Here is a 19,862-nt window from a genome sequence, read left to right as displayed (position 1 = left end):
ATTTTCAATTTGTAAAATTATCTTTGTTGTAATATTAAACCCACTATACTATTTTTTATTGGTTGCTGCTGCTGTTGCGCTTAATGTTTATTAAAGGAACTTATTTATTAATACGTCAGGAATTGTCTGTCAATCAGCTAATGCTGGCCGGCTTTGCGTTGCTGTTGGTATTTGCGGCAGCATTTTTGCTTTATAAAAAACTGAACCGGTTACACGAAGAAGCTTTGTACGATAACACTGAAGAGCCTGATACAGACTTAAAACAACAACCCGTAATTAAGTTTACGGCAACTGCCCCTTCTCCTGAACCTGATCTTGACCTTGAAACTCTTGCGGTTAAACAAACACCTGTTACTACAACCCCGCCTCCTTCCCTGCCTGCTGAAATGCTGAGCCGGGAAACTTATCAATCAGCAGATATGTTAGCTGAAAGGACTAATACTAATGCCCTGCTTAATTCATTATCGGATATTATTTTTGAGTACGACGAAAATAAAGTTTGCATAAACCTGTGGTATAATAAAAGCCAAAACATTATTGCAGATGTGGAGACATACCGTGGTAAGGCCATCACGGAAACAATGGTACCTGCAAATGCTAAAGTTATAAACGAAGCCTTTGATTTTGTGGCCGCCAACAGGAAATCTACCATTATTGAATTTCAACTGCCTTTGGGGTCGGGCAAATGGCTTCAGGCACATATTAGTCCCGTGCTTGATGAACGGGGAAATTTTACACGGCGCACTACCTTATTGGTTACTGATATTAGTGAAAAGAAAAAACAGTCCCTCATATTAAAAGAAAAACAGCAACTGCTGCTAAATGCGCAAAAGCTGGCATGTATGGGTAGTTGGATGTACGATTTGCGATCGAAACAAACCACGTGGTCTGATAACTTATATAACCTGCTTGGCATAACCGCTTTACCTAAGGGAACCAGTCATTTTGAGTATTATGTTTCGCAGGTACAGGCTGAAGACCGGCGGTCGGTCTATCAATTTTTTTCGGATATCGCCGGCATTAATCATCATGACAATCACCACAGGATTTTAACAAGTAATGGCAACAGCCGCTATTTCCGTATTGTAAGGGGCGAACCTATTAGAGATGAGAAAGGTAATATTGTAAAAGTTACCGGCATCATACAGGATATTACCGAAAGCAGGACGATTGAGCGTAGCATTAAAAAAAGCCAGGCCGAACTACTGGAGGCTCAAACCATAGCCAAAATTGGCAACTGGAAATGGTACCTGGGCCGCCCAACTATTTCATGGTCTGACGAAGTATTCCACATTTTCGAAGTTGATCCAAAATCTATAGAAACCAATAACAGCCATTTCAGGCTGTTGCTAAAATATGTTCACCCGGATGATAAGGCTATTTTAATTGGGTTCCTAAAAAACCCGGTTAATATGCGCCGCACATCCTATGAATACCGGATAATTACGCCAAAAGGCAAAATAAAATATCTTAACCTGATCATTACCAAAATAATAGAGGACGAAAACGGAAAGCCCCGCAGTGTTATTGGAACCTTGCAGGATATTAGCGACCGCAAATTAGCCGAACTAAATATCAGGCAAACCGAAGACAACTATAAACTGGTGCTGGAAACCATTAAACTTGCAGCCCTATCATTAGACAAAAACGGTAATATTATTTTTTGCAATAAATATCTGGCCAACTTGCTAGGCTATCATCAGGACCAACTTATCGGACTTAACTGGTATGATAGATTTGTGCCATCGGACCTGAAAAATGTATTTAAAAGCTGGTATCAAGATCGTCATATTAAATCGAGTTATGTTAACCCTGTAATTTGCCGTAACGGCGATCAGCGCGTAATTAGCTGGCAAAATACAATTATATACGACGAGGCAGGGCATGTTAAACAAACCACCAGTATTGGCGAAGATGTAACAGACCAGCAAAAAGACAGACAAAAACTGATAACCGCCAAAGAAGAAGCGGAAAAAGCATCATCGTTTAAATCGGATTTCCTATCCACCATGAGTCACGAGATACGGACGCCCATGAACGCGGTTATTGGAACTACCAATTTACTACTTGAGGAAAATCCGCGGCCTGATCAGCTTGTTTACCTGAACAATCTAAAATTCTCGGGCGAGAACCTGCTCGGGATCATAGATGATATACTCGACTATAATAAGATCGAAGCAGGTAAGCTGGAACTGAATAAAGCGCCATTAAACATTCGTGATTTAGCCAATAATATCAGGCAATCGTTCCAGGCAAAAGCGATGGAGAAGAAACTGGAAATTATTGTTGAGGTTGATGAACTTATTCCAAAACAATTAATTGGCGACCCGATACGTATTAGCCAAATATTGAATAACCTGCTAAGTAATGCCATTAAGTTTACCCATAAGGGTAATATTACTGTATTGATACGCGAGGAAACACGCGATAGCAAACGCATTAAACTAAACTTTACCGTGGCTGATACAGGTATTGGTATCGATCCAAAAAATCTTGAAAAAATGTTTGAGCCGTTTGTACAGGAAACCCAGCGCCAAAATTATGGCGGTACAGGCTTAGGCTTAGCTATTATTAAGCGGTTGGTTGAATTGCACGGCAGCCAGATAAACGCAAGCAGTATTTTGGGTAAAGGCACCCAGTTTAATTTTACAATTGAGTTTGAATATACTGCTGCGCCCATTAGTGCCCCTGCACTTAACCCTGCCCAGAAAATGCAGGAAGGTAACCTGGCCGGAATGCGTGTTTTAGTGGTTGACGATAACAAAATGAATATTTTGATAGCCAGCCGTTTCCTTAATAGATGGAATGTGACCATTACCGAGGCCAACAATGGCCTGGTGGCTACGGAATTAGCAGCCGATAACGATTATGACCTGATTATTATGGACCTTCAAATGCCTGTGATGGATGGCTTTGAAGCCACAAAGGTGATTAAACAAAAACGCCCGAAGCTTCCTATTATAGCCCTTACGGCCGATGCAATGCCCGAAACCTTCGCCAAAGCCCGCAACTGCGGAATGGACGATTACCTGACCAAACCCTTTATGCCTGAGATCCTTTTTGAAAAAGTTTCAAAGCATTACAAAGCGATGCTGAATTAATTAGTCCTTATCGCTTCTACCGGGTCAAGCTTGCTGGCAAACCAGGCGGGTATTATGCCCGATATCATACCAATAATAACCGATATGCTGATACCGACAATAATGTTGTGTATATCAAGCACAATGGCAATATCCCATATCCATTTTACCAGATAGGTACCCAGGTAAACCGTCCCCAGCCCAATGAGCCCGCCCATTAAGCAAAGTACAATAGCCTCAATTAAAAATTGCAGTAATATAAAATAGTTTTTTGCACCCAATGATTTTTGGATACCGATAATATTTGTACGTTCTTTTACCGATACAAACATAATGTTGGCAATACCAAAGCCGCCTACCAATATAGAAAAGCCACCTATGATCCAACCGGCAATGTCAACAATGCCGAATAGCTGGTTAAAGCCATCGGTTAATATGGTCGATTTATTTAGGGCAAAATTATCATCCTGGCCCGGCTTCAGCATCCGTATAGAACGCATTACGCCTTTCAATTCGCTTTCTACGCCGCTCTCGCTTATGCCTTCACGGCCTTTCACCACAATTTGCGCATTGTACCTATCACCCTGGATGTCTATAATATTGCGGGCAAAGTTTACCGGCATCACTATTAGTTGGTCGCTGGTCACCCCTAACATATTCTCACCCTCTTTAGCAAAAACACCAATTACGGTTTCATAACGGCCCATCACTTTTATACGCTTGCCCACCGGATCAAGATTAGGGAATAAACCCGTAGCCACATCAGCCCCTATAATCACCACAGCCGCCCCCGTGCGCGATTCATTTTCGGTAAAATAACGTCCGGCTTGTAAGTCAAAATTACGGGTTAAATAATAATCGTATGATGCGGCGCTAATGCGTACGTTCTCTACAAAGTTGCTTCCATACTTAACGGTGCGGTTATCAATATATATCTGGTAAGTTACCCCAACGGCAGTTTGCGTGCGGTCTTTAAGTTTATCATAATCGCGCAGGTTGGGCATAGGGCGCTGCATGTATTTCCACCAGGGGTAATCGCCATTCATTATCCACGGCATTTTTTGTATGTAAATACTGTTACTTCCCAGTTTATCTACACTGCTGTTTAAGTTGGCGTGCAAAGTATCAACAGCCGAAAAAACAGCTATAATGGTGAAAATACCAATGGTTACCCCTAACAGGGATAACATGGTGCGCAGCTTATTTTGCCGTAACGCGTCGTACGCAAACAAAAAGCTTTCCCTAAAGAGTTTTAAAAATATCATGCTGTGTTTAATTTAGACACTAAATGGTTGGTTTGGTTACAGCTTTTTTTAATTTTATTTATTATGCCCTAAATGCCACACAAACACGGGGTTTATCCGTTTAATATTAGTGAAAAATTCATACATTTGCCCGCTAAATTTTTTATATTTAAATAACACACATGAAATTATCTCAATTTAAATTCAACTTACCAGAATCGCTTATAGCACATAGTCCGGCCGGTGCGCGTGATGAAGCACGGTTAATGGTTTTGCACAAAGACTCGGGTAAAATTGAGCATAAAATATTCAGAGATGTTTTGGATTATTTTGATGACAAGGATGTAATGATCCTTAACAACACCAAGGTTTTCCCGGCCCGTATGTACGGTAATAAAGAAAAAACAGGTGCTACCATTGAAGTATTTTTGCTGCGCGAACTAAACAAGGAATTACGCTTATGGGATGTACTGGTTGACCCGGCCCGTAAAATACGTGTTGGTAATAAGCTGTATTTTGGTGATGACGACCTGCTGATTGCAGAGGTGGTAGATAACACTACTTCACGCGGCCGCACCATCCGTTTCTTATTTGATGGCACCGACGAAGAGTTTCGCCGTAATATTGAAATATTGGGCGAGACACCACTGCCAAAATACATTAAACGTAAAGCTACTGCCGAAGATAAAGAGCGCTACCAAACTATTTTTGCCAAGCATGAAGGCGCCGTGGCTGCACCTACTGCCGGGCTGCACTTTAGCCGCGAACTAATGAAACGCCTTGAACTGAAAGGCATTGAGTTTGCCGAGGTTACCCTGCATGTTGGTTTAGGTACCTTCCGCCCGGTTGAAGTGGAGGATTTGACCAAGCACAAAATGGATTCGGAGCAAATCATTATCGAGCAAAAACAAGCGGATATTGTTAACCGTGCCATTGAAAATAAACGACGCATTTGCGCTGTGGGTACAACATCCATGCGCGCTATAGAATCTGCAGTATCGGCCAATAAAACCTTGAAGCCAGTTAACGACTGGACAAGCAAGTTCATTTTCCCGCCGTATGATTTCAGTATCGCTAACTCGATGATCACTAACTTCCACACACCGGAATCGACCCTGTTGATGATGATCAGTGCTTTTGGCGGTTATGAGAATGTAATGAACGCTTACGAAGTAGCTATTAAGGAGAAATATCGTTTTTACAGCTATGGCGATGCCATGCTGATCATCTAATTTCGGATATCGAATTTTCGATTTCGGATTTATAAAGTTTGTCATTTCGACCAACGAGAGAGATCTTCTGCATGCGATAAGCAAAATGTATAAGATTTCTCACTACGTTCGAAATGACATTTTTTTTGATGTAAATTCGGCACAATAAACATGGAGAATCCGAAATCGAACATCCGAAATCCGAAATCATACGCCATCATCGTCGCCGGCGGGTCTGGTACGCGCATGCAAGCCATCGTACCCAAGCAGTTCTTGTTGCTGAATGGCAAACCGGTGTTAATGTATACGGTTGAGGCTTTTAGGGCATCATCTTATCAGCCGGAAATTATTGTGGTGATGCATCCTAATTTTCATACCTACTGGAAAGAACTTTGCGATACACATAACTTCAACATACCGCATAGGTTAACCGATGGCGGCGAAACCCGTTTCCAGTCAGTAAAGAATGGCCTGGCTTTGGTTAATGACGATAGCCTGGTGGCCGTGCAAGACGCGGTGAGACCATTAACAAGTGTTGAAATTATTGACAATGCTTATAAGCAAGCCAATGAGTACAGCAACGCTATTGTGGCCGTAAAAAGCAGGGATTCCGTCCGCAGCCTGCGCAACGGAAAATCTGAAAGTTTGCTGCGCGATGAAATTTACCTGGTACAAACCCCGCAAACATTTAAGGCCAATTTGTTAAAGAAAGCCTACCTACAGCCATTTAATAATGGTTTCACTGATGACGCCAGCGTAGCCGAAGCTGACGGTAATGTCATCCATCTGGTAGAGGGAAATTATCAAAACATCAAGATAACTTTTCCTGAAGATATTGCCATTGCAGAAATGTTGCTGAAAATGAGGCAATAACTCTATTTTCTAATTACTTATCGTCCAAAGCATTATTTCCTCTCTAATTCCTTTAAGGCATCTTTAGCTATCCATTTAGCAGCTTTGGTGTCTTGCGCTAATATCCTTTCGGCACATTGTATAGCGGCGCGGCGCAGCAATGTGTTGCGCTTACCAATCTGCCGCAATGCCCAGTTTATGGCCTTTTTTACAAAGTTACGGTCGTCCCAGGCTTCACGCTCTATAATAGGTAGCATCTTTAGAAAAACGTCGTCTGTAGCTTTTTTATGATGAACGGCATATTCGGCCATCAGCACAAAGCCTGCACGTTTTACAAACTCCTGTTCCGACTCGCAATACTCCAGTGATTTCTCCAGCGCAAATGGCGTCCTGTCGAACAAGTTGCCGCAAGCCTGGTCGCAAATATCCCAGGTGGTGAACTGGTGCACCCATTTATCAATTAACTGTGGGGTAACCTGCGCCGGGTCGGCAATAAGCGAGGCTAATATTCGCGCCTCGTGTACTTCCGAATCCCATAACTGTATAGCCAACTGGTGATCTTTTTTAATCGTCTTTCCTAACGCCCTTACATCAGGCATTTTAACACCAAGGGCCTTGCTGCTATCTATGCCAAAACGGGCCATACCTTCATGGTGCCGGGCAGAGGCTTTTTGTTTAAGATGATCGAGGGTTTCGGCGAGGGTCATTTGAACATGTTAGATTTAATATTGCCCGAAAGGTCGCATGAAATAAATATCAAACCTTCCCGATGTAATTTTTGTAGTGCCAATATCAAAATTAAACGTTCCGGATAATATTATTGGGTGCGTTGGGCCGTTACCTCCCAAGGTAGCATGGGACTCAACTTGTGTGCGCTTAATATAGAATTCACCTGTCCCCTTTTTATTCATTTCCAATTTAGGGACGGTGTAATAAGTGGAAATTGTACTTGCGTTAATAATCACATAATTTCTAATACCATCAAGCACTATCTTTTTATCATTTAACCTGATAAGATCGTCGGGGGTGGAAAGAGATAACCCTTTTACTACAACATTAATGTATACGGATGTATTGATCAATGCCCCTTTGTCAATAGTGCCGTTAAAATAAAACACTGTAGAGTCGACACCGGCGGTATTGACATTTGCTATGTATAAGGCTTCATTAGTATGAAATTCCATACCTACCGATGCTTTATCTACCCATGGATCGCCATTAACGTAGGCCCCGGCAGTGTTGTTGCCACTTTCTGTATATGCAGGCAAATCGCCATCTAAAGGATCGGGTACAAAGGTTGATTTTTTGCAGCCCACGCTAACAATAGCGATAAGTATTAAACAAAGGGTAAAGTTTTTCATATTCATAACTGTGATATTCAAATATAAAAAAAAGCCGGGCAAGCCCGGCTCTTCAGATATATTTGATCAGTTAATAATTCCAGTGTAAAAGCTGGGCGTCGCCGCCCAGCTTAAGATATAGATCAGTTAATAGTTTCTTTTTAAAGGTTGCCCCTTAGTTCCTGTTCGCGTTCAATAGCTTCAAACAGCGCCTTAAAATTACCCGCACCGAATGAACGGGCGCCTTTGCGCTGTATGATCTCGAAGAAAACCGTCGGCCTGTCTTCTACCGGCTTAGTGAATATCTGCAGCAGGTAACCTTCGTCGTCGCGATCAACTAAAATGCCTAATTGTTTAAGCGGCTCAATGTCCTCATCTATCTTACCTACGCGGCCTTCCAGTTCATCATAATAAGTAGTTGGAACGGTTAAAAACTCAACCCCGCGGTTTTGCAGATCGGTTACCGTTTTTACTATATCATGCGTAGCTAACGCCAGGTGCTGCACGCCTTCACCCTCGTAAAACTCCAGGTATTCTTCAATCTGGCTTTTCTTTTTGCCTTCAGCAGGTTCATTTATCGGGAACTTTACGTAACCGTTGCCGTTGCTCATAACCTTGCTCATCAGCGCCGAATATTCGGTCGATATCATCTTATCATCAAAGGTCAGGATGTTTTTAAAACCCATCACTTCTTCATAAAAATTTACCCACTCGTTCATTTTGTGCCAGCCTACGTTGCCTACGCAATGGTCAACATAAAGCAAACCGGTATCTGTAGGGTTATAGTTATTTTCCAGTTTTTGATATCCGGGTAGGAACACGCCATTATACTTTTTCCGTTCGATGAACAGGTGCACGGTTTCGCCGTATAATTTTATGCCGCTGGTGCGCACTTCACCGTATTCGTCGGTCAGCGTTTGCGGCTGCTGGTATGGGATTGCCCCCCTGATGGTGGTTTGCTCAAAAGCGCTATACGCATCATCAACCCAAATTGCCAGTACTTTTACGCCATCGCCATGCTTTTTAATATGCTCGGCAATTGGGTGGTCTGAGTGCAAAGGCGTAGTTAACACCAGCCTTATTTTGCCTTGCTGCAGCACGTACGATGCCCTATCGCGCACCCCGGTTTCCGGCCCGGCATAAGCGAGGTTTTGGAAGCCGAATGCTGTTTTATAAAAGTGGGCCGCCTGCTTGGCATTACCAACATAAAATTCCACATAATCAGTACCGTTCAACGGTAAAAAATCGGTGGTTTGTGTTTTTTTTTCTGCTATCAGTGTGTCCATTTTTTAGTTTTTTAAGTCCTTCCATCTAAGATGTAAAAGGTTATTCCGTTGTTTCGGGAAGTTTACCCTCCAGCCCCGAATTCGGGAAGATATCTTCTGCCCACGAATGGTAGTAGTTACCATCCTCTATATTCACCGCGTCTTCCGTTAGCTGCAGCGGATGGAACGGGTCTATCATTACGGCCAATTCCTCCGTCGCTTCTTTACCTATCGATTTTTCTACCGACCCTGGATGCGGACCATGTGGTATGCCGGCCGGATGCAGGGTGATTTGTCCTTTCACTACGTTTTTACGGCTCATAAAATCGCCATCTACATAATACAACACTTCGTCGCTATCCACATTGCTATGGTTGTATGGTGCCGGGATAGAATCGGGGTGATAATCAAACTTGCGTGGCACAAAGCTGCAAAGCACAAAATTGTGCCCGTCGAAGGTTTGGTGCACTGGTGGCGGTTGATGCAAACGCCCGGTTATTGGTTCAAAATCGTGTATGGAAAATCCCCATGGATAATGGAAGCCATCCCAGCCGATGAAATCGAACGGGTGGGTACCGTATATGTAGGGATAAATTAAGCCTTGTTTTTTTATCAGTATTTTAAAATCGCCTTTTTCATCGTGCGTTTGCAGGTTGGTTGGGCGTTTTATATCGCGCTCGCAATACGGGGAATGCTCCATCAGCTGACCAAATTGGTTACGGTAGCGTTTTGGTGTGCGTATAGGCCCAAAGCTTTCTACAATAAACAAGCGGTTATCCTCGGTATCAAATTCCAGCTGATAAATAGTACCGCGCGGTATCACCAGGTAATCGCCGTAGGCAAATTTGATTTCGCCAAACCCGGTTTTCAAAGTCCCGGAACCAACATGGATAAAGATCACCTCATCGGCCTGGGCATTTTTGAAAAAGTAATCAGTCATGCTTTTGCGCGGGGCCGCCAGCGAGATATGCAGGTCGTTATTTACCAGTACCGCTTTGCGGCTTTCCAGATAATCATCCGCAGGTTTTATGTTGAACCCTATCAGGCTGGTATGCTTCAGGTGTTTGGCCCGGGCAATTTTGGGCTCTACCGAATATGGCTCACCCAGTGTCTTTACAATAGTGGGCGGATAGCAATGGTAAACCAGCGAATACAGACTGGAAAAGCCCTCGGTTGATACCAGTTCTTCGGCATATAAACCGCCATCGGGCTTACGGAAAACCGTGTGCCTTTTATGCGGAATTTGGCCTAATGTATGGTAGATTGGCATGGTGTTTAGTTTTAATGTTGTAAAGTTTTGAACGTTGTAAAGCTCTGATTGGTAACAGGTAAACAAGCGGGGGAAGTATTGGTTTTGATGCCGGCGGTTGCATACATTACAACCTTCCAGCATTAAAAACTTCCAACAGAAAACTTAATACTGCGCAAGGATGATCTTGGAAAGCATGGCGTGACGGAACAAGGCTGCGCCGCTCATGGAGGTTAACCCCATAGACGTATAAAAACCTTGTACAATGCGAGTGATCATATTCAAAATTAAACTATATAAATTTAATATGCAAGCATAATAATTTGATGTGCTGTATTATAAAATGTTTAGCTTTGATCAACCACTCAATACCCCCAATACAATGAAAAACAAAATTAGCCTAATGCTTTTTACAATAATTGGTATCTTTTTTATAAATGTTTATGGGGCCCAAACCCGATACGAACCCATTGGACATACCGTAATGGGGGTGCCGTTTCATTTTTACGAATCATATAGCGTTAAACTCCCAACACATCCAATTAGTCATTATTTTTCATTCCTTTATCTAATATTAGACTTGGTTATTGCTACACTGTTCACTTCAATTCTCTATCTGATGTACACGAAACGATATTTTTCAACTACTGATAAAAACCATTGAAACTATGAAATTAGTATCCTATAAAACCGAAGACCGCGAACATTTAGGCATTTACGCCAATAAGCACATCTATAACCTAAACTCGTGCGATAAGTTGATCCCCGACGAAATGAACGCTTTTTTACAGGGTGGTGATGAGTTAATGGAACGCGCTAAAAAAATTAACGCGGATATTATTTCAGGCAAGTTACAGGCTAAAGAGGAACTATTTTTTGAACTGCTGGCACCCGTACCCCACCCAACATCGTGCAGGGACGGCTATGCTTTTCGTCAGCATGTGGCGGCGGCCAGGCGCAACCGTAAGGTAGATATGATTGCCGAGTTTGACCAGTACCCTATCTTTTACTTTACCAACCACAACGCTATACAAGGCGTTGGCGAAATTGAATGCATGCCCGATCATTTCCAGAAGCTGGATTTTGAACTGGAAGTAGCTGTAGTGATAGGCAAAAAGGGACGCAACATTACCGCGGCCGAGGCAGACAGCTACATTGCCGGCTACATGATTATGAACGATATGAGCGCCCGCACCCTGCAAATGGAAGAAATGCTGCTAAACCTTGGCCCGGCTAAAGGTAAGGATTTTAGTACGGCAATTGGCCCGTGGCTGGTTACACCCGATGAACTGGAACAATATAAAGTACCGGCTAAAAATGGCCACACCGGCAATAGTTACAACTTAGAAATGCACTGCTCTATAAATGGCAAAAGAGTATCGGCAGGAAATATGGCAGATATGGATTGGACCTTTGCCGAGATTATTGAGCGTTGCGCCTATGGCTGTGATATTTTGCCGGGCGATGTAATAGGCTCGGGCACGGTTGGCACGGGTTGCTTCCTGGAACTAAACGGCACAGGATTACTGAACGACCCTAACTACCAATGCCAATGGCTACAACCCGGCGACCTGGTAGAAATTGATATTACCGGCTTAGGCGTGTTGAGCAATGTTATTGTGAAAAGTAAAAGCGATTTTTCGATTTTAAGCTTGAAAAAATGATGTCATTTCGAACGTAATGAGAAATCTTATACAAGCGATTGGCTGCACGTAGAAGATTTCTCTTTGTACCTCGTTCGAAATGACATGGTTATAGTGCCCCTACCGCTGGGGCTTTATTTATTTACATACACTTCACCATTTTTCATCACAAACGGCACTTTTAGCACGGCGCTGATGTCTTTGTCAACGTTATTATCAACTGCAATAATATCTGCCAGGTAACCTTTTTTCAATATGCCAATTTGGTTACCGCGGTTAAGCTCTTTGGCCGAATTAAGGGTAGCTATTTGTAAAACCTGCGGGATAGGCACTCCTTTTTCATAAAGTCCGATCAGGTTGCGTTTTGACGGTTCGCCGTAGGACATTTTTGTATCTGCATAGTCATCAGACCCGTAGGCTATAGTAACGCCTGCCTTTATTGCTCGTTGCAAGCGATCGGTCTTCCTTCTCTGTATCAGGGCTATTCGTGCCCCCACACCTGTAGTATCGCCAGTAGGCGATTTCAATAAGCTGGCCAAGCCGTACCTATCGCCGTCGGTAGGTACTAACATCACATGTTTTTTGGCCATTAATTGCAAGGTACTGTCTGATACGCTATATCCATGTTCAATACAGTCTACCCCCGCTATTACAGCATTATGTATAGACAGATCGAAAGTGGCATGGGCCGTAACCCTTATCTTATAGCGGTGGGCTTCGTTTACTACAGCACGCATTTCTTCAATGCTCAGCATTGTTTTATTAGGGGCATTATCGGCATAAAGTTTAATTACGTTGACACCCTGGTTTACATGTTCGCGCACGGCTTGCACGGCATCATCCACCCCCGATACGATACGATATTCACCATCAATAATACGCTGCGACTGAAAGTTTACACCCGGCATTTGCGCCCCCGCGGCAGCCAGCCCTGGTCCGGAGCAATTCATGCGGGGTCCGGGTAACAAACCTTCGCCAATAGCTTGCCTAAGGGCCATATCTGCATATTGGCCCGAGTTGCCCAAATCCTGAACTGATGTGATGCCCGCTTCCAGGTAGCCTTTAGCACGTGCTGCCCCATACAAAGCCCGATAAACGTCACCCTCCATAGTTAAATGCCTTACCAGGTCAACCGTGTTCTCCAGCGTTTCTTTATAGAGTAAATGCGTATGCACGTCTATCAGGCCGGGCAAAACCGTATATTTTGTCAGATCGATAAGTGCATATTGTTTCTTTTCGGCCGCTGTTACCAGCACGTCAGGCTTTACATCTTCTATACGGCCGTTCTTTACAAGAATATCCATACTGGGTTTAAACTGCGCGGTTTCGCTATCAAACAGCTTACCAGTTTTAATAAGCCATAATTTCCCCTGCTGGGCTAAGGCCATAAAAGGCACCGTCAGGGCTGCTATTAACAATGTTTTCTTTATCATGAGTTATAGGTTTTTTTAAATTTTAGACAAAAGGGTTCCTGAAAAATGCGACAGGCATTTTTAAATATTGGTTTTTAATATGTACGATGACTATTACTGCGCTACCGGCTTCTTTTCATGACGCATTATTCCGAAACCCATGCTTCCTGTTTGGGCGTTATAAACTATTCCAAAATTAGGGTCGCTTCTGCCTTGCTCGCCTACCGGAGAAGGGAACTCATTAAAATACCGGTTAGCCATGGTTTGAGCCAGTTCATCGGATTGTTTTACACCATTTACTGTTAGCCCGGCGTTGGTTAATTTGAAAGACAAGTTTTCCCTGTCGGTAATAATACCGTGATCAAACAAATAATCGGATATGTGGGCGATAACTTCCGGTAGCGGAAAACCTTTTGGCGGCGATTTTTTACGACGGCCAAGCTCTAATTGTGTTATATTCCCCTCTCCTTTCCCTTTCTTATACGTGGTCGCCACCAGCTCGCCGTTGTTTAACGACAGCGCTTTATGTTTTTTATAATACGGGTTTACAGGAGTAGTATCCGGCTGTTGTACCAAAACATCATTATTAGGTACTGGCTCGTCATTTTCAGCTACTTGTATGGCCGGTGCATCTTCCTGCTTTTGCAAGGTATCTACCGGCATTTTACTATCAGCGTGACTTGGTGCTATCGGTTTATCAATTTTATTAATAACCCTGGTGGCTGATGTTTTTACAGGTTGTTTAACAGCTATTACTTCCTCTTTCAAGTGCTTAGTAAAACGTTTTACCGCCAGGCTGCTTGCAGGTGTGGCAAATATGGCCAACAGTAAGGCAATAATACATGCGCCTACCAGCGAACTTTTTTCGGTAGTATTCAAGCCGTGGTTATTGTTGTGCACCATTCGGGTTACGCGGCTAAGCAAACTACCTTTTTTCCCTGCGAATGCTACAACGTACCGTGGCCGACTGTTGAGTGAAAACTCACGAAAACTGATCAGCGCTTCTATATATTGCTTTTTGTTGCTGGTTTGGGCTACGGCGGCATCGTCGCAGCAATTTTCGCGCTCGTCCCTTATCAGCGCCGATAACCAAAGCACGGCGGGACTAAAGAAGAAGATGCTTTCGGCTATGTTTTGCAGCAGGTTAACCAGGTAATCAGCGCGGCGGATATGGGCCAGTTCGTGCAATAAAATAGCTTCTATCTGACCGGGCGGCAATTGGCCCAGCAAGCCAAGCGGAATAAATATCACCGGTTTCAAATGCCCAAACACAACCGGTACTTTTATAAACGCCGATTCCATTACTTTAACCTTACGATTAATTTGCAGCTGGCGGCAAAACCACTGTATCCGGTTACTCCAATAAGCTGAAACCAGTTTTGAATCGCGCTTAACACAATAACGGGTATACGTTAAAACACTAACCATCCGCACGGTTTTTGCCATTAAAACTATCAGCCACAGCACGGTTATCTGAAAAGCATACCTGGAAAGAAATGCCGACAGCCAAACACTAAATTGCCGTGTGGCTACAGGGTAAGTGCCGACCGGTGAAGTGTGATAAACCGGATAGCTTGCTTGTGTGATGTTGCCGGAATTATGCACATCTGCTAAAGTTAATTGCCTGAACCATTGCAACTGGTAAATAAAGGTGATCACCGATGTGCCTATCATCAGCAGGAACAATATAATTAGTAGCCTGTACCTTAAAATCGGGCCCGATTGACGCGTGAATATTACCACCAAACCCGCAACAGCGGCAAATATTACCCCCTGCCATAACGAATGGAATAACGTATGGCACAGCGCATTCACTACCGGGCCGGCAAATAATTGTTTTAAGTTGATGATCTCCATAATAATCCTGATTAGTAGTTTACTCCTGGTCTAATTTTTTCAACAGCTCTTTCACCTGCTCCAGTTCTTTTGCTGACGACGGTTTGTTATTCATAAAAGCTACCAGCAAATTGCTGATAGAACCATTATACATACTTTGTACAAAGCGCTCGGCTATGGTACCCATGGTTTGCTTTTCTTCCAGCAAAGGATAGTACACATGCGTCATCCTGCTCTCGTCACGTTTTACCATACCTTTCTCGGTCATTAACTGCATCATTTTTAAAGTTGATGTGTAACGTACAGTTTTTGTGTCACGGGTAAGCATATCGTGTACAAAACGTACAGTTGAGGGGCCATGTGCCCATAATATTTTTAGTGCTTCCAGTTCGGCCCTGGTAGGCACGTTATCTTCAGTTTTGTTTTCTTTTTCCATCATTAAGATACGATAAACAACGTAGGTTAAATCAAAGATACGATACAAATCGTAACTTCCAAATATTTCTAAAAATTTATTAGTATCCCACTATCCGAAAACCTTTTCTAAAATGCAGCTGTTATTTCACCATGACAAAGCCAGCAAACGATCACGACAAACCATCGCCAGCAGATACACCTACCGACAGGCCTACTGATGAAGGCCACAAAAGCGTAGTAAAACGCCGGGATAAACAATATCATGCCGACGAACCTGAACAGGAAAACATTGCCAGGCGATATGAGAACGAGGAGCAGCCGGTTAAACCAATAAAGAACCCGCCGAAGGACGTGTAATCCTTACGTCATGCCGAACTTGTTTCGGCATTGCATTTGATTTGTAGATTTAGCCTTGCATGTGGGATGCTGAAACAAGTTCAGCATGACGTGAGGCTATTTAATACTTTAGGCTACCGGCTTAAGACTTCACAATTCCTGCCGAATTAAACTGCAAATCGTACAGTTTACGGTAGTAACCATCTTCAATGCGCAATAGTTCCTGGTGGGTACCCATTTCCATAATCTCACCATGATCAAGCACGATAATACGGTCGGCGCTTTGGATGGTAGAAAGGCGGTGGGCAATAACAATAGCCGTGCGGCCTTCCATTAGTTTATTGATCGCATTTTGTATCAGTAATTCGGTTTCGGTATCAACCGATGAAGTAGCCTCGTCGAGCACCAGGATAGCCGGGTTATAAACCAGTGCACGGATGAATGAGATCAACTGTGCTTGTCCGGCAGAAAGTGTTGCGCCGCGTTCCATCACATTGTAATCATATCCGTCGGGTAAGCGCATAATAAAATCGTGTGCCCCAACGTCTTTGGCGGCGGCAATAATTTCCTCGCGCGTAATAGCGGGGTTATTCAGACTGATGTTATTGGCAATAGTATCCGAGAACAGGAACACATCCTGTATCACCGTAGCAATCCGCGAACGCAGGTAGCCTACTTCGTAATCATCAATATTAACGCCATCAACAGTTATCTCGCCTTTGCCAATTTCATAAAAACGGTTCAGGATATTGATGGTTGATGATTTGCCCGCGCCTGTTGCCCCCACCAGCGCCAAAGTTTCGCCCGGGCGAATATGGAAGTTGATATTCTTCAGTACCCAATTCTCATCATTATAAGCAAACCAAACATCTTTAAATTGGATATCGCCTTTTATTTCAGCGCGCAGGGTGCCTTTATTGGGTGCTACATCATCTGTATCCAATACTTTAAAAATACGGTCGGCGCCCACCATACCCATTTGCAGGGTGTTGAATTTATCTGCCAGTTGGCGTATCGGGCGGAACAGGTAATTCAGTAAGCTGATAAATGCCAGCAACATACCCGCTGTAACATGCCCGGATGCCGAAAGGCTGTTTAGCTGCTGATCGGAAAGGATGCGCTTACAGCCATACCACACCAGCAACCCGATACAGATGGAGAAAAGGATTTCCACCACCGGGAAGAATATAGAATAATACCAGTTTGAGCGGATATTTGCATCGCGATACTTTTGGTTTACGCTCATAAACTTGCGCATCTCCTGGTCTTCGCGGGCAAACAGTTGTATAATGCTGATACCCGAAATGTGCTCGGCCAAAAATGTATTTAGCTGTGCTACATGCGTACGCACATCCTGAAAGGACGATTTGATAGCTTCCTTAAATATATAAGTAGCCAGCAGCAACAATGGCATGGGGATGAGCGTGATCAGCGCCAGTTTCCAGTCTTTCACCAGCATACATACAATAATGGCAATCACCAACAGCAGATCACCGATGATAGAGATCAGCCCCTCTGAAAATATATCGGCAATGGTTTCCAGATCGGATACGGTACGGGTGATCAATACCCCTATCGGCGTTTTATCAAAGTAACGCAGGCGCATGCTGGTAACATGGTTAAAAATATGGATACGCAGATCGCGGATAACCGATTCGCCCAGTGAGTTAGTGAGATAGGTTTGATAATACTGGGCTATAGTTTGTACAACCAGTTGCGCAAGCATCAAACAAACAATAAATACAAGTCCGTTATAATTGCTTACCACAATGTAATTATCAACCGCCTTTTCCATCAGGATAGGTTGCACCAATGCTATCACCGCCAAAAAAACCGTCAGGAAACCCGAGATAATAAATATCCCGCGGTAAGGTGTTACATAATGCATCACCCGCTTCAGCAGTCGCCAATCTATCGCTTTTCCTGTTACTTGAGACATGTTTTAAATTTCGAAATTCGGAATGCCAAATGCGAATAGTGCAATAATACGATTATACTTTTTTTATTTCGAAATTGACATTTCGAATTTCGCATTCCTATATGTACGGATACTTCACCTCCGTTAAATATAACCCACAAGCCGGTACCGATGTTCCGGCGTTGCTTCGGTTTTTGCTTTCTATAATCGCCCGGATGCCCTCGGGTTCCATTTCTCCCCTGCCAACCAGTATCAGGGTGCCTACTATGGCCCGCACCATGTTGCGCAAAAACCTATCAGCGCTGATATGGAATACCAGGCCATCGCCGGTTTTAACCCACTCGGCGCGACTGATCTTACAATTATTGGTGAATACCTGCGTGTTCGATTTACTGAAACAACTAAAGTCGGTATATTCCATCAAAATGGCCGCCGCCTGGTTCATCAATGCAATATCAGGCACATCGCGCAGCAACCACGACCTGTCCAGCTTAAACGGATCCTTATGAAAATGGATATGGTATTCGTACGACCTTAAAGTTGCATCAAACCGCGCATGTGCTTCGGCGTGTACCGGTATAATCCTTTTGATGGCGATATCGTAAGGCAATAATGAATTTGCCCCCCCGCCCCCTGAAGGGGGAGCAATTATTTTGGCATAATCAACCACTGCGCCCCCTTCAGGGGGTTGGGGGGTTAGGTGTGCATAAAAAGTTGTCGCATGCACGCCGGTATCCGTCCTTCCGCAACCGGTAGTTTCTATAGGCTGGCGCAGTAATGTAGACAGGGCCTTGTTCAGCATTTCCTGCACGGTAACCGCGTTGGGCTGTATTTGCCAGCCGTGGTAATTAGTGCCGTTGTAAGCCAGTTCAATAAAATAACGCTGCAGGTTTGCCACGGTGTAAAGTTAACATTCCGCTGGCTATTGCCTATCCGTAATTGTCAAAGTAATCCTATCTTTGTTCAAAAAAATTTAAATACAGAACCATAATTATATGTTACAAAGAATACAAAGCATTTATTTACTTTTCGCAGCACTGGTAATATTCGCACTTTTCTTGTTCCCGCTGGCGCATAACGTTTATCTTGATGGTGTGCCATCAACCATAAAAGTTACCGGCATTTATCATGATGTAAACGGGCAGCAGCAACAAACTACCGCTTTTACCACACTTGCCGTAGTTACAGCCATAGTTGGACTGATACCCCTGGCGGTAATTTTTGCCTATAACAACCGTAAAAAGCAGATCACCTACTGTTACGTTGCTATCCTGGCTATCATTGCATATAGTTTTTGGTTGTCGCAAGCTGTTAAAACTGCTACAGGTGGCTTTCAAATGAGCACCAGTAATTTTGGCATCGGCATATTCCTGTCAAGCCTAAGCATTGTATTATTGATACTGGCCGTAAAATCCATTCAAAAAGATGAGAAGCTGGTAAAATCGGCTGATAGGTTGAGGTAGGGGCCTCACCCGGCCCTCTCCAAAGGAGAGGGAGTGAAAACAAAAGCCATCGGGTAATTCGATGGCTTTTGTTTTTTATTATTATGTGAGACTCTCCCTCTCCTTTGGAGAGGGTTGGGTGAGGCCTACTTAAACGTATACTTCAATCCCAAGCCCGGCGCTAATAAAAACCGCGGGCCGTGGCCAAATTCCAACCGGGGGTCAAGATCCAGACTGATAGCTATCGGGGCTTCCGGTATTACATATTCTACGCCAACAACACCATCGGCACCCAACAATAAGGTATTGTCATACTTGGGGTTGGGGTTATCACCCACCGCGCCTATATGCGCGCCAAATCCGTAATAAATTTTCAGTTTATCTACATCTAAAATAGGTACATGCCTTTCCCACAGGCCGGTAAATACCGCGCCATGCGACCGGAACCCCAGAATAGCTTCCAGCGCGTCGGTTTTGTCAATGAAATATTTAAAGGAAGGGCCGCTTTCGTCACTAAATTTTAAGCCCACGGCGTAAGGATAATCCTGCGCGTGCGTATGTTTGCTAAACAATAAAAAGGATGTTAATAGTACTAATAGTATCGTGCTTTTTTTCAT

The 19,862-nt window shown here is 43.6% G+C and carries 17 protein-coding genes; 6 read left to right on the top strand and 11 right to left on the bottom strand.

Features of this window, described 5'->3' with window-relative positions; all coding sequences use genetic code 11:
* The first annotated feature begins 83 nt into the window (after positions 1-83).
* Positions 84-3,101 carry a PAS domain S-box protein gene (locus tag IRJ18_RS04700; RefSeq protein WP_194105044.1) on the top strand — a complete coding sequence of 1,006 codons (3,018 nt, stop codon included), beginning with the start codon at positions 84-86 and terminating at the stop codon, positions 3,099-3,101.
* On the opposite strand, the gene IRJ18_RS04695 is transcribed toward IRJ18_RS04700, so the two are convergent.
* Positions 3,098-4,345 (bottom strand): ABC transporter permease, encoded by a 1,248-nt coding sequence (locus IRJ18_RS04695; RefSeq protein ID WP_194105043.1) that lies wholly within the window; start codon positions 4,343-4,345, stop codon positions 3,098-3,100. The two genes, IRJ18_RS04700 and IRJ18_RS04695, sit on opposite strands and share 4 nt — an antisense overlap.
* A gap of 161 nt (positions 4,346-4,506) precedes the next feature.
* Here IRJ18_RS04695 and queA point away from each other — a divergent pair, with 161 nt between their 5' ends.
* Complete coding sequence (gene queA, locus IRJ18_RS04690; RefSeq protein WP_194105042.1) at positions 4,507-5,556, top strand: tRNA preQ1(34) S-adenosylmethionine ribosyltransferase-isomerase QueA; 1,050 nt, start codon at positions 4,507-4,509, stop codon at positions 5,554-5,556.
* A gap of 150 nt (positions 5,557-5,706) precedes the next feature.
* Positions 5,707-6,408 carry a 2-C-methyl-D-erythritol 4-phosphate cytidylyltransferase gene (locus tag IRJ18_RS04685; protein ID WP_194105041.1) on the top strand — a complete coding sequence of 234 codons (702 nt, stop codon included), beginning with the start codon at positions 5,707-5,709 and terminating at the stop codon, positions 6,406-6,408.
* 32 nt (positions 6,409-6,440) lie between these two features.
* Here IRJ18_RS04685 and IRJ18_RS04680 read toward each other — a convergent pair whose 3' ends face one another.
* From IRJ18_RS04680 to IRJ18_RS04665, 4 genes are all read right to left on the bottom strand, one after another.
* Positions 6,441-7,094, bottom strand: a complete 654-nt coding sequence (locus IRJ18_RS04680) for a DNA alkylation repair protein (RefSeq protein ID WP_194105040.1) — start codon at positions 7,092-7,094, stop codon at positions 6,441-6,443.
* 15 nt (positions 7,095-7,109) lie between these two features.
* Positions 7,110-7,748 carry a hypothetical protein gene (locus IRJ18_RS04675; protein ID WP_194105039.1) on the bottom strand — a complete coding sequence of 213 codons (639 nt, stop codon included), beginning with the start codon at positions 7,746-7,748 and terminating at the stop codon, positions 7,110-7,112.
* 140 nt (positions 7,749-7,888) lie between these two features.
* Positions 7,889-9,013: a 4-hydroxyphenylpyruvate dioxygenase gene (gene hppD / locus IRJ18_RS04670; protein ID WP_194105038.1), complete on the bottom strand. Its 1,125-nt coding sequence runs from the start codon at positions 9,011-9,013 to the stop codon at positions 7,889-7,891.
* Between the two features lie 40 nt (positions 9,014-9,053).
* Positions 9,054-10,262: a homogentisate 1,2-dioxygenase gene (locus tag IRJ18_RS04665; RefSeq protein WP_194105037.1), complete on the bottom strand. Its 1,209-nt coding sequence runs from the start codon at positions 10,260-10,262 to the stop codon at positions 9,054-9,056.
* A 647-nt stretch (positions 10,263-10,909) separates the two neighbouring features.
* On the opposite strand from IRJ18_RS04665, the gene IRJ18_RS04660 reads away from it, so the two are divergent.
* Complete coding sequence (locus IRJ18_RS04660) at positions 10,910-11,905, top strand: fumarylacetoacetate hydrolase family protein (RefSeq protein ID WP_194105036.1); 996 nt, start codon at positions 10,910-10,912, stop codon at positions 11,903-11,905.
* Positions 11,906-12,018: 113 nt separating this feature from the next.
* On the opposite strand, the gene IRJ18_RS04655 is transcribed toward IRJ18_RS04660, so the two are convergent.
* From IRJ18_RS04655 to IRJ18_RS04645, 3 genes are all read right to left on the bottom strand, one after another.
* Positions 12,019-13,317 (bottom strand): amidohydrolase family protein, encoded by a 1,299-nt coding sequence (locus IRJ18_RS04655; RefSeq protein ID WP_194105035.1) that lies wholly within the window; start codon positions 13,315-13,317, stop codon positions 12,019-12,021.
* Positions 13,318-13,410: 93 nt separating this feature from the next.
* Positions 13,411-15,153 (bottom strand): M56 family metallopeptidase, encoded by a 1,743-nt coding sequence (locus IRJ18_RS04650; protein ID WP_194105034.1) that lies wholly within the window; start codon positions 15,151-15,153, stop codon positions 13,411-13,413.
* Positions 15,154-15,172: 19 nt separating this feature from the next.
* Positions 15,173-15,571, bottom strand: coding sequence for a BlaI/MecI/CopY family transcriptional regulator (locus IRJ18_RS04645; RefSeq protein ID WP_228072553.1), 399 nt, complete (start codon positions 15,569-15,571; stop codon positions 15,173-15,175).
* 128 nt (positions 15,572-15,699) lie between these two features.
* Between IRJ18_RS04645 and IRJ18_RS04640 the strand changes: the two genes are divergently transcribed.
* Positions 15,700-15,906 carry a hypothetical protein gene (locus tag IRJ18_RS04640; RefSeq protein WP_194105033.1) on the top strand — a complete coding sequence of 69 codons (207 nt, stop codon included), beginning with the start codon at positions 15,700-15,702 and terminating at the stop codon, positions 15,904-15,906.
* Between the two features lie 121 nt (positions 15,907-16,027).
* Here IRJ18_RS04640 and IRJ18_RS04635 read toward each other — a convergent pair whose 3' ends face one another.
* Both IRJ18_RS04635 and truA read right to left on the bottom strand, forming a co-directional pair.
* A complete protein-coding gene (locus IRJ18_RS04635) occupies positions 16,028-17,824 on the bottom strand; it encodes an ABC transporter ATP-binding protein (protein ID WP_194105032.1) in 1,797 nt (598 codons plus the stop codon).
* Between the two features lie 97 nt (positions 17,825-17,921).
* Positions 17,922-18,701, bottom strand: a complete 780-nt coding sequence (truA, locus tag IRJ18_RS04630; RefSeq protein WP_194105031.1) for a tRNA pseudouridine(38-40) synthase TruA — start codon at positions 18,699-18,701, stop codon at positions 17,922-17,924.
* 97 nt (positions 18,702-18,798) lie between these two features.
* On the opposite strand from truA, the gene IRJ18_RS04625 reads away from it, so the two are divergent.
* Positions 18,799-19,266 carry a DUF4293 domain-containing protein gene (locus IRJ18_RS04625; RefSeq protein ID WP_194105030.1) on the top strand — a complete coding sequence of 156 codons (468 nt, stop codon included), beginning with the start codon at positions 18,799-18,801 and terminating at the stop codon, positions 19,264-19,266.
* 125 nt (positions 19,267-19,391) lie between these two features.
* Here the strand turns inward: IRJ18_RS04625 and IRJ18_RS04620 are convergent, their stop codons facing one another.
* Positions 19,392-19,862 (bottom strand): hypothetical protein, encoded by a 471-nt coding sequence (locus IRJ18_RS04620; protein WP_194105029.1) that lies wholly within the window; start codon positions 19,860-19,862, stop codon positions 19,392-19,394.

This window comes from Mucilaginibacter boryungensis, from assembly GCF_015221995.1.
Classification (GTDB): domain Bacteria; phylum Bacteroidota; class Bacteroidia; order Sphingobacteriales; family Sphingobacteriaceae; genus Mucilaginibacter; species Mucilaginibacter boryungensis.
Note: the sequence above shows the minus strand (reverse complement) of the source record. Positions and strands in the feature narration are given on the sequence as shown.

Coding starts and splice junctions, on each gene's coding strand:
- IRJ18_RS04625 (WP_194105030.1), top strand. CDS start 18,799: ATGTTACAAAGAATACAAAGCATTTATTTACTTTTCGCAGCACTGGTA.
- IRJ18_RS04620 (WP_194105029.1), bottom strand. CDS start 19,862: ATGAAAAAAAGCACGATACTATTAGTACTATTAACATCCTTTTTATTG.
- IRJ18_RS04700 (WP_194105044.1), top strand. CDS start 84: ATGTTTATTAAAGGAACTTATTTATTAATACGTCAGGAATTGTCTGTC.
- IRJ18_RS04635 (WP_194105032.1), bottom strand. CDS start 17,824: ATGTCTCAAGTAACAGGAAAAGCGATAGATTGGCGACTGCTGAAGCGG.
- IRJ18_RS04660 (WP_194105036.1), top strand. CDS start 10,910: ATGAAATTAGTATCCTATAAAACCGAAGACCGCGAACATTTAGGCATT.
- IRJ18_RS04650 (WP_194105034.1), bottom strand. CDS start 15,153: ATGGAGATCATCAACTTAAAACAATTATTTGCCGGCCCGGTAGTGAAT.
- IRJ18_RS04640 (WP_194105033.1), top strand. CDS start 15,700: ATGACAAAGCCAGCAAACGATCACGACAAACCATCGCCAGCAGATACA.
- hppD (WP_194105038.1), bottom strand. CDS start 9,013: ATGGACACACTGATAGCAGAAAAAAAAACACAAACCACCGATTTTTTA.
- IRJ18_RS04675 (WP_194105039.1), bottom strand. CDS start 7,748: ATGAAAAACTTTACCCTTTGTTTAATACTTATCGCTATTGTTAGCGTG.
- IRJ18_RS04665 (WP_194105037.1), bottom strand. CDS start 10,262: ATGCCAATCTACCATACATTAGGCCAAATTCCGCATAAAAGGCACACG.
- queA (WP_194105042.1), top strand. CDS start 4,507: ATGAAATTATCTCAATTTAAATTCAACTTACCAGAATCGCTTATAGCA.
- IRJ18_RS04680 (WP_194105040.1), bottom strand. CDS start 7,094: ATGACCCTCGCCGAAACCCTCGATCATCTTAAACAAAAAGCCTCTGCC.
- IRJ18_RS04645 (WP_228072553.1), bottom strand. CDS start 15,571: ATGATGGAAAAAGAAAACAAAACTGAAGATAACGTGCCTACCAGGGCC.
- IRJ18_RS04685 (WP_194105041.1), top strand. CDS start 5,707: ATGGAGAATCCGAAATCGAACATCCGAAATCCGAAATCATACGCCATC.
- IRJ18_RS04655 (WP_194105035.1), bottom strand. CDS start 13,317: ATGATAAAGAAAACATTGTTAATAGCAGCCCTGACGGTGCCTTTTATG.
- IRJ18_RS04695 (WP_194105043.1), bottom strand. CDS start 4,345: ATGATATTTTTAAAACTCTTTAGGGAAAGCTTTTTGTTTGCGTACGAC.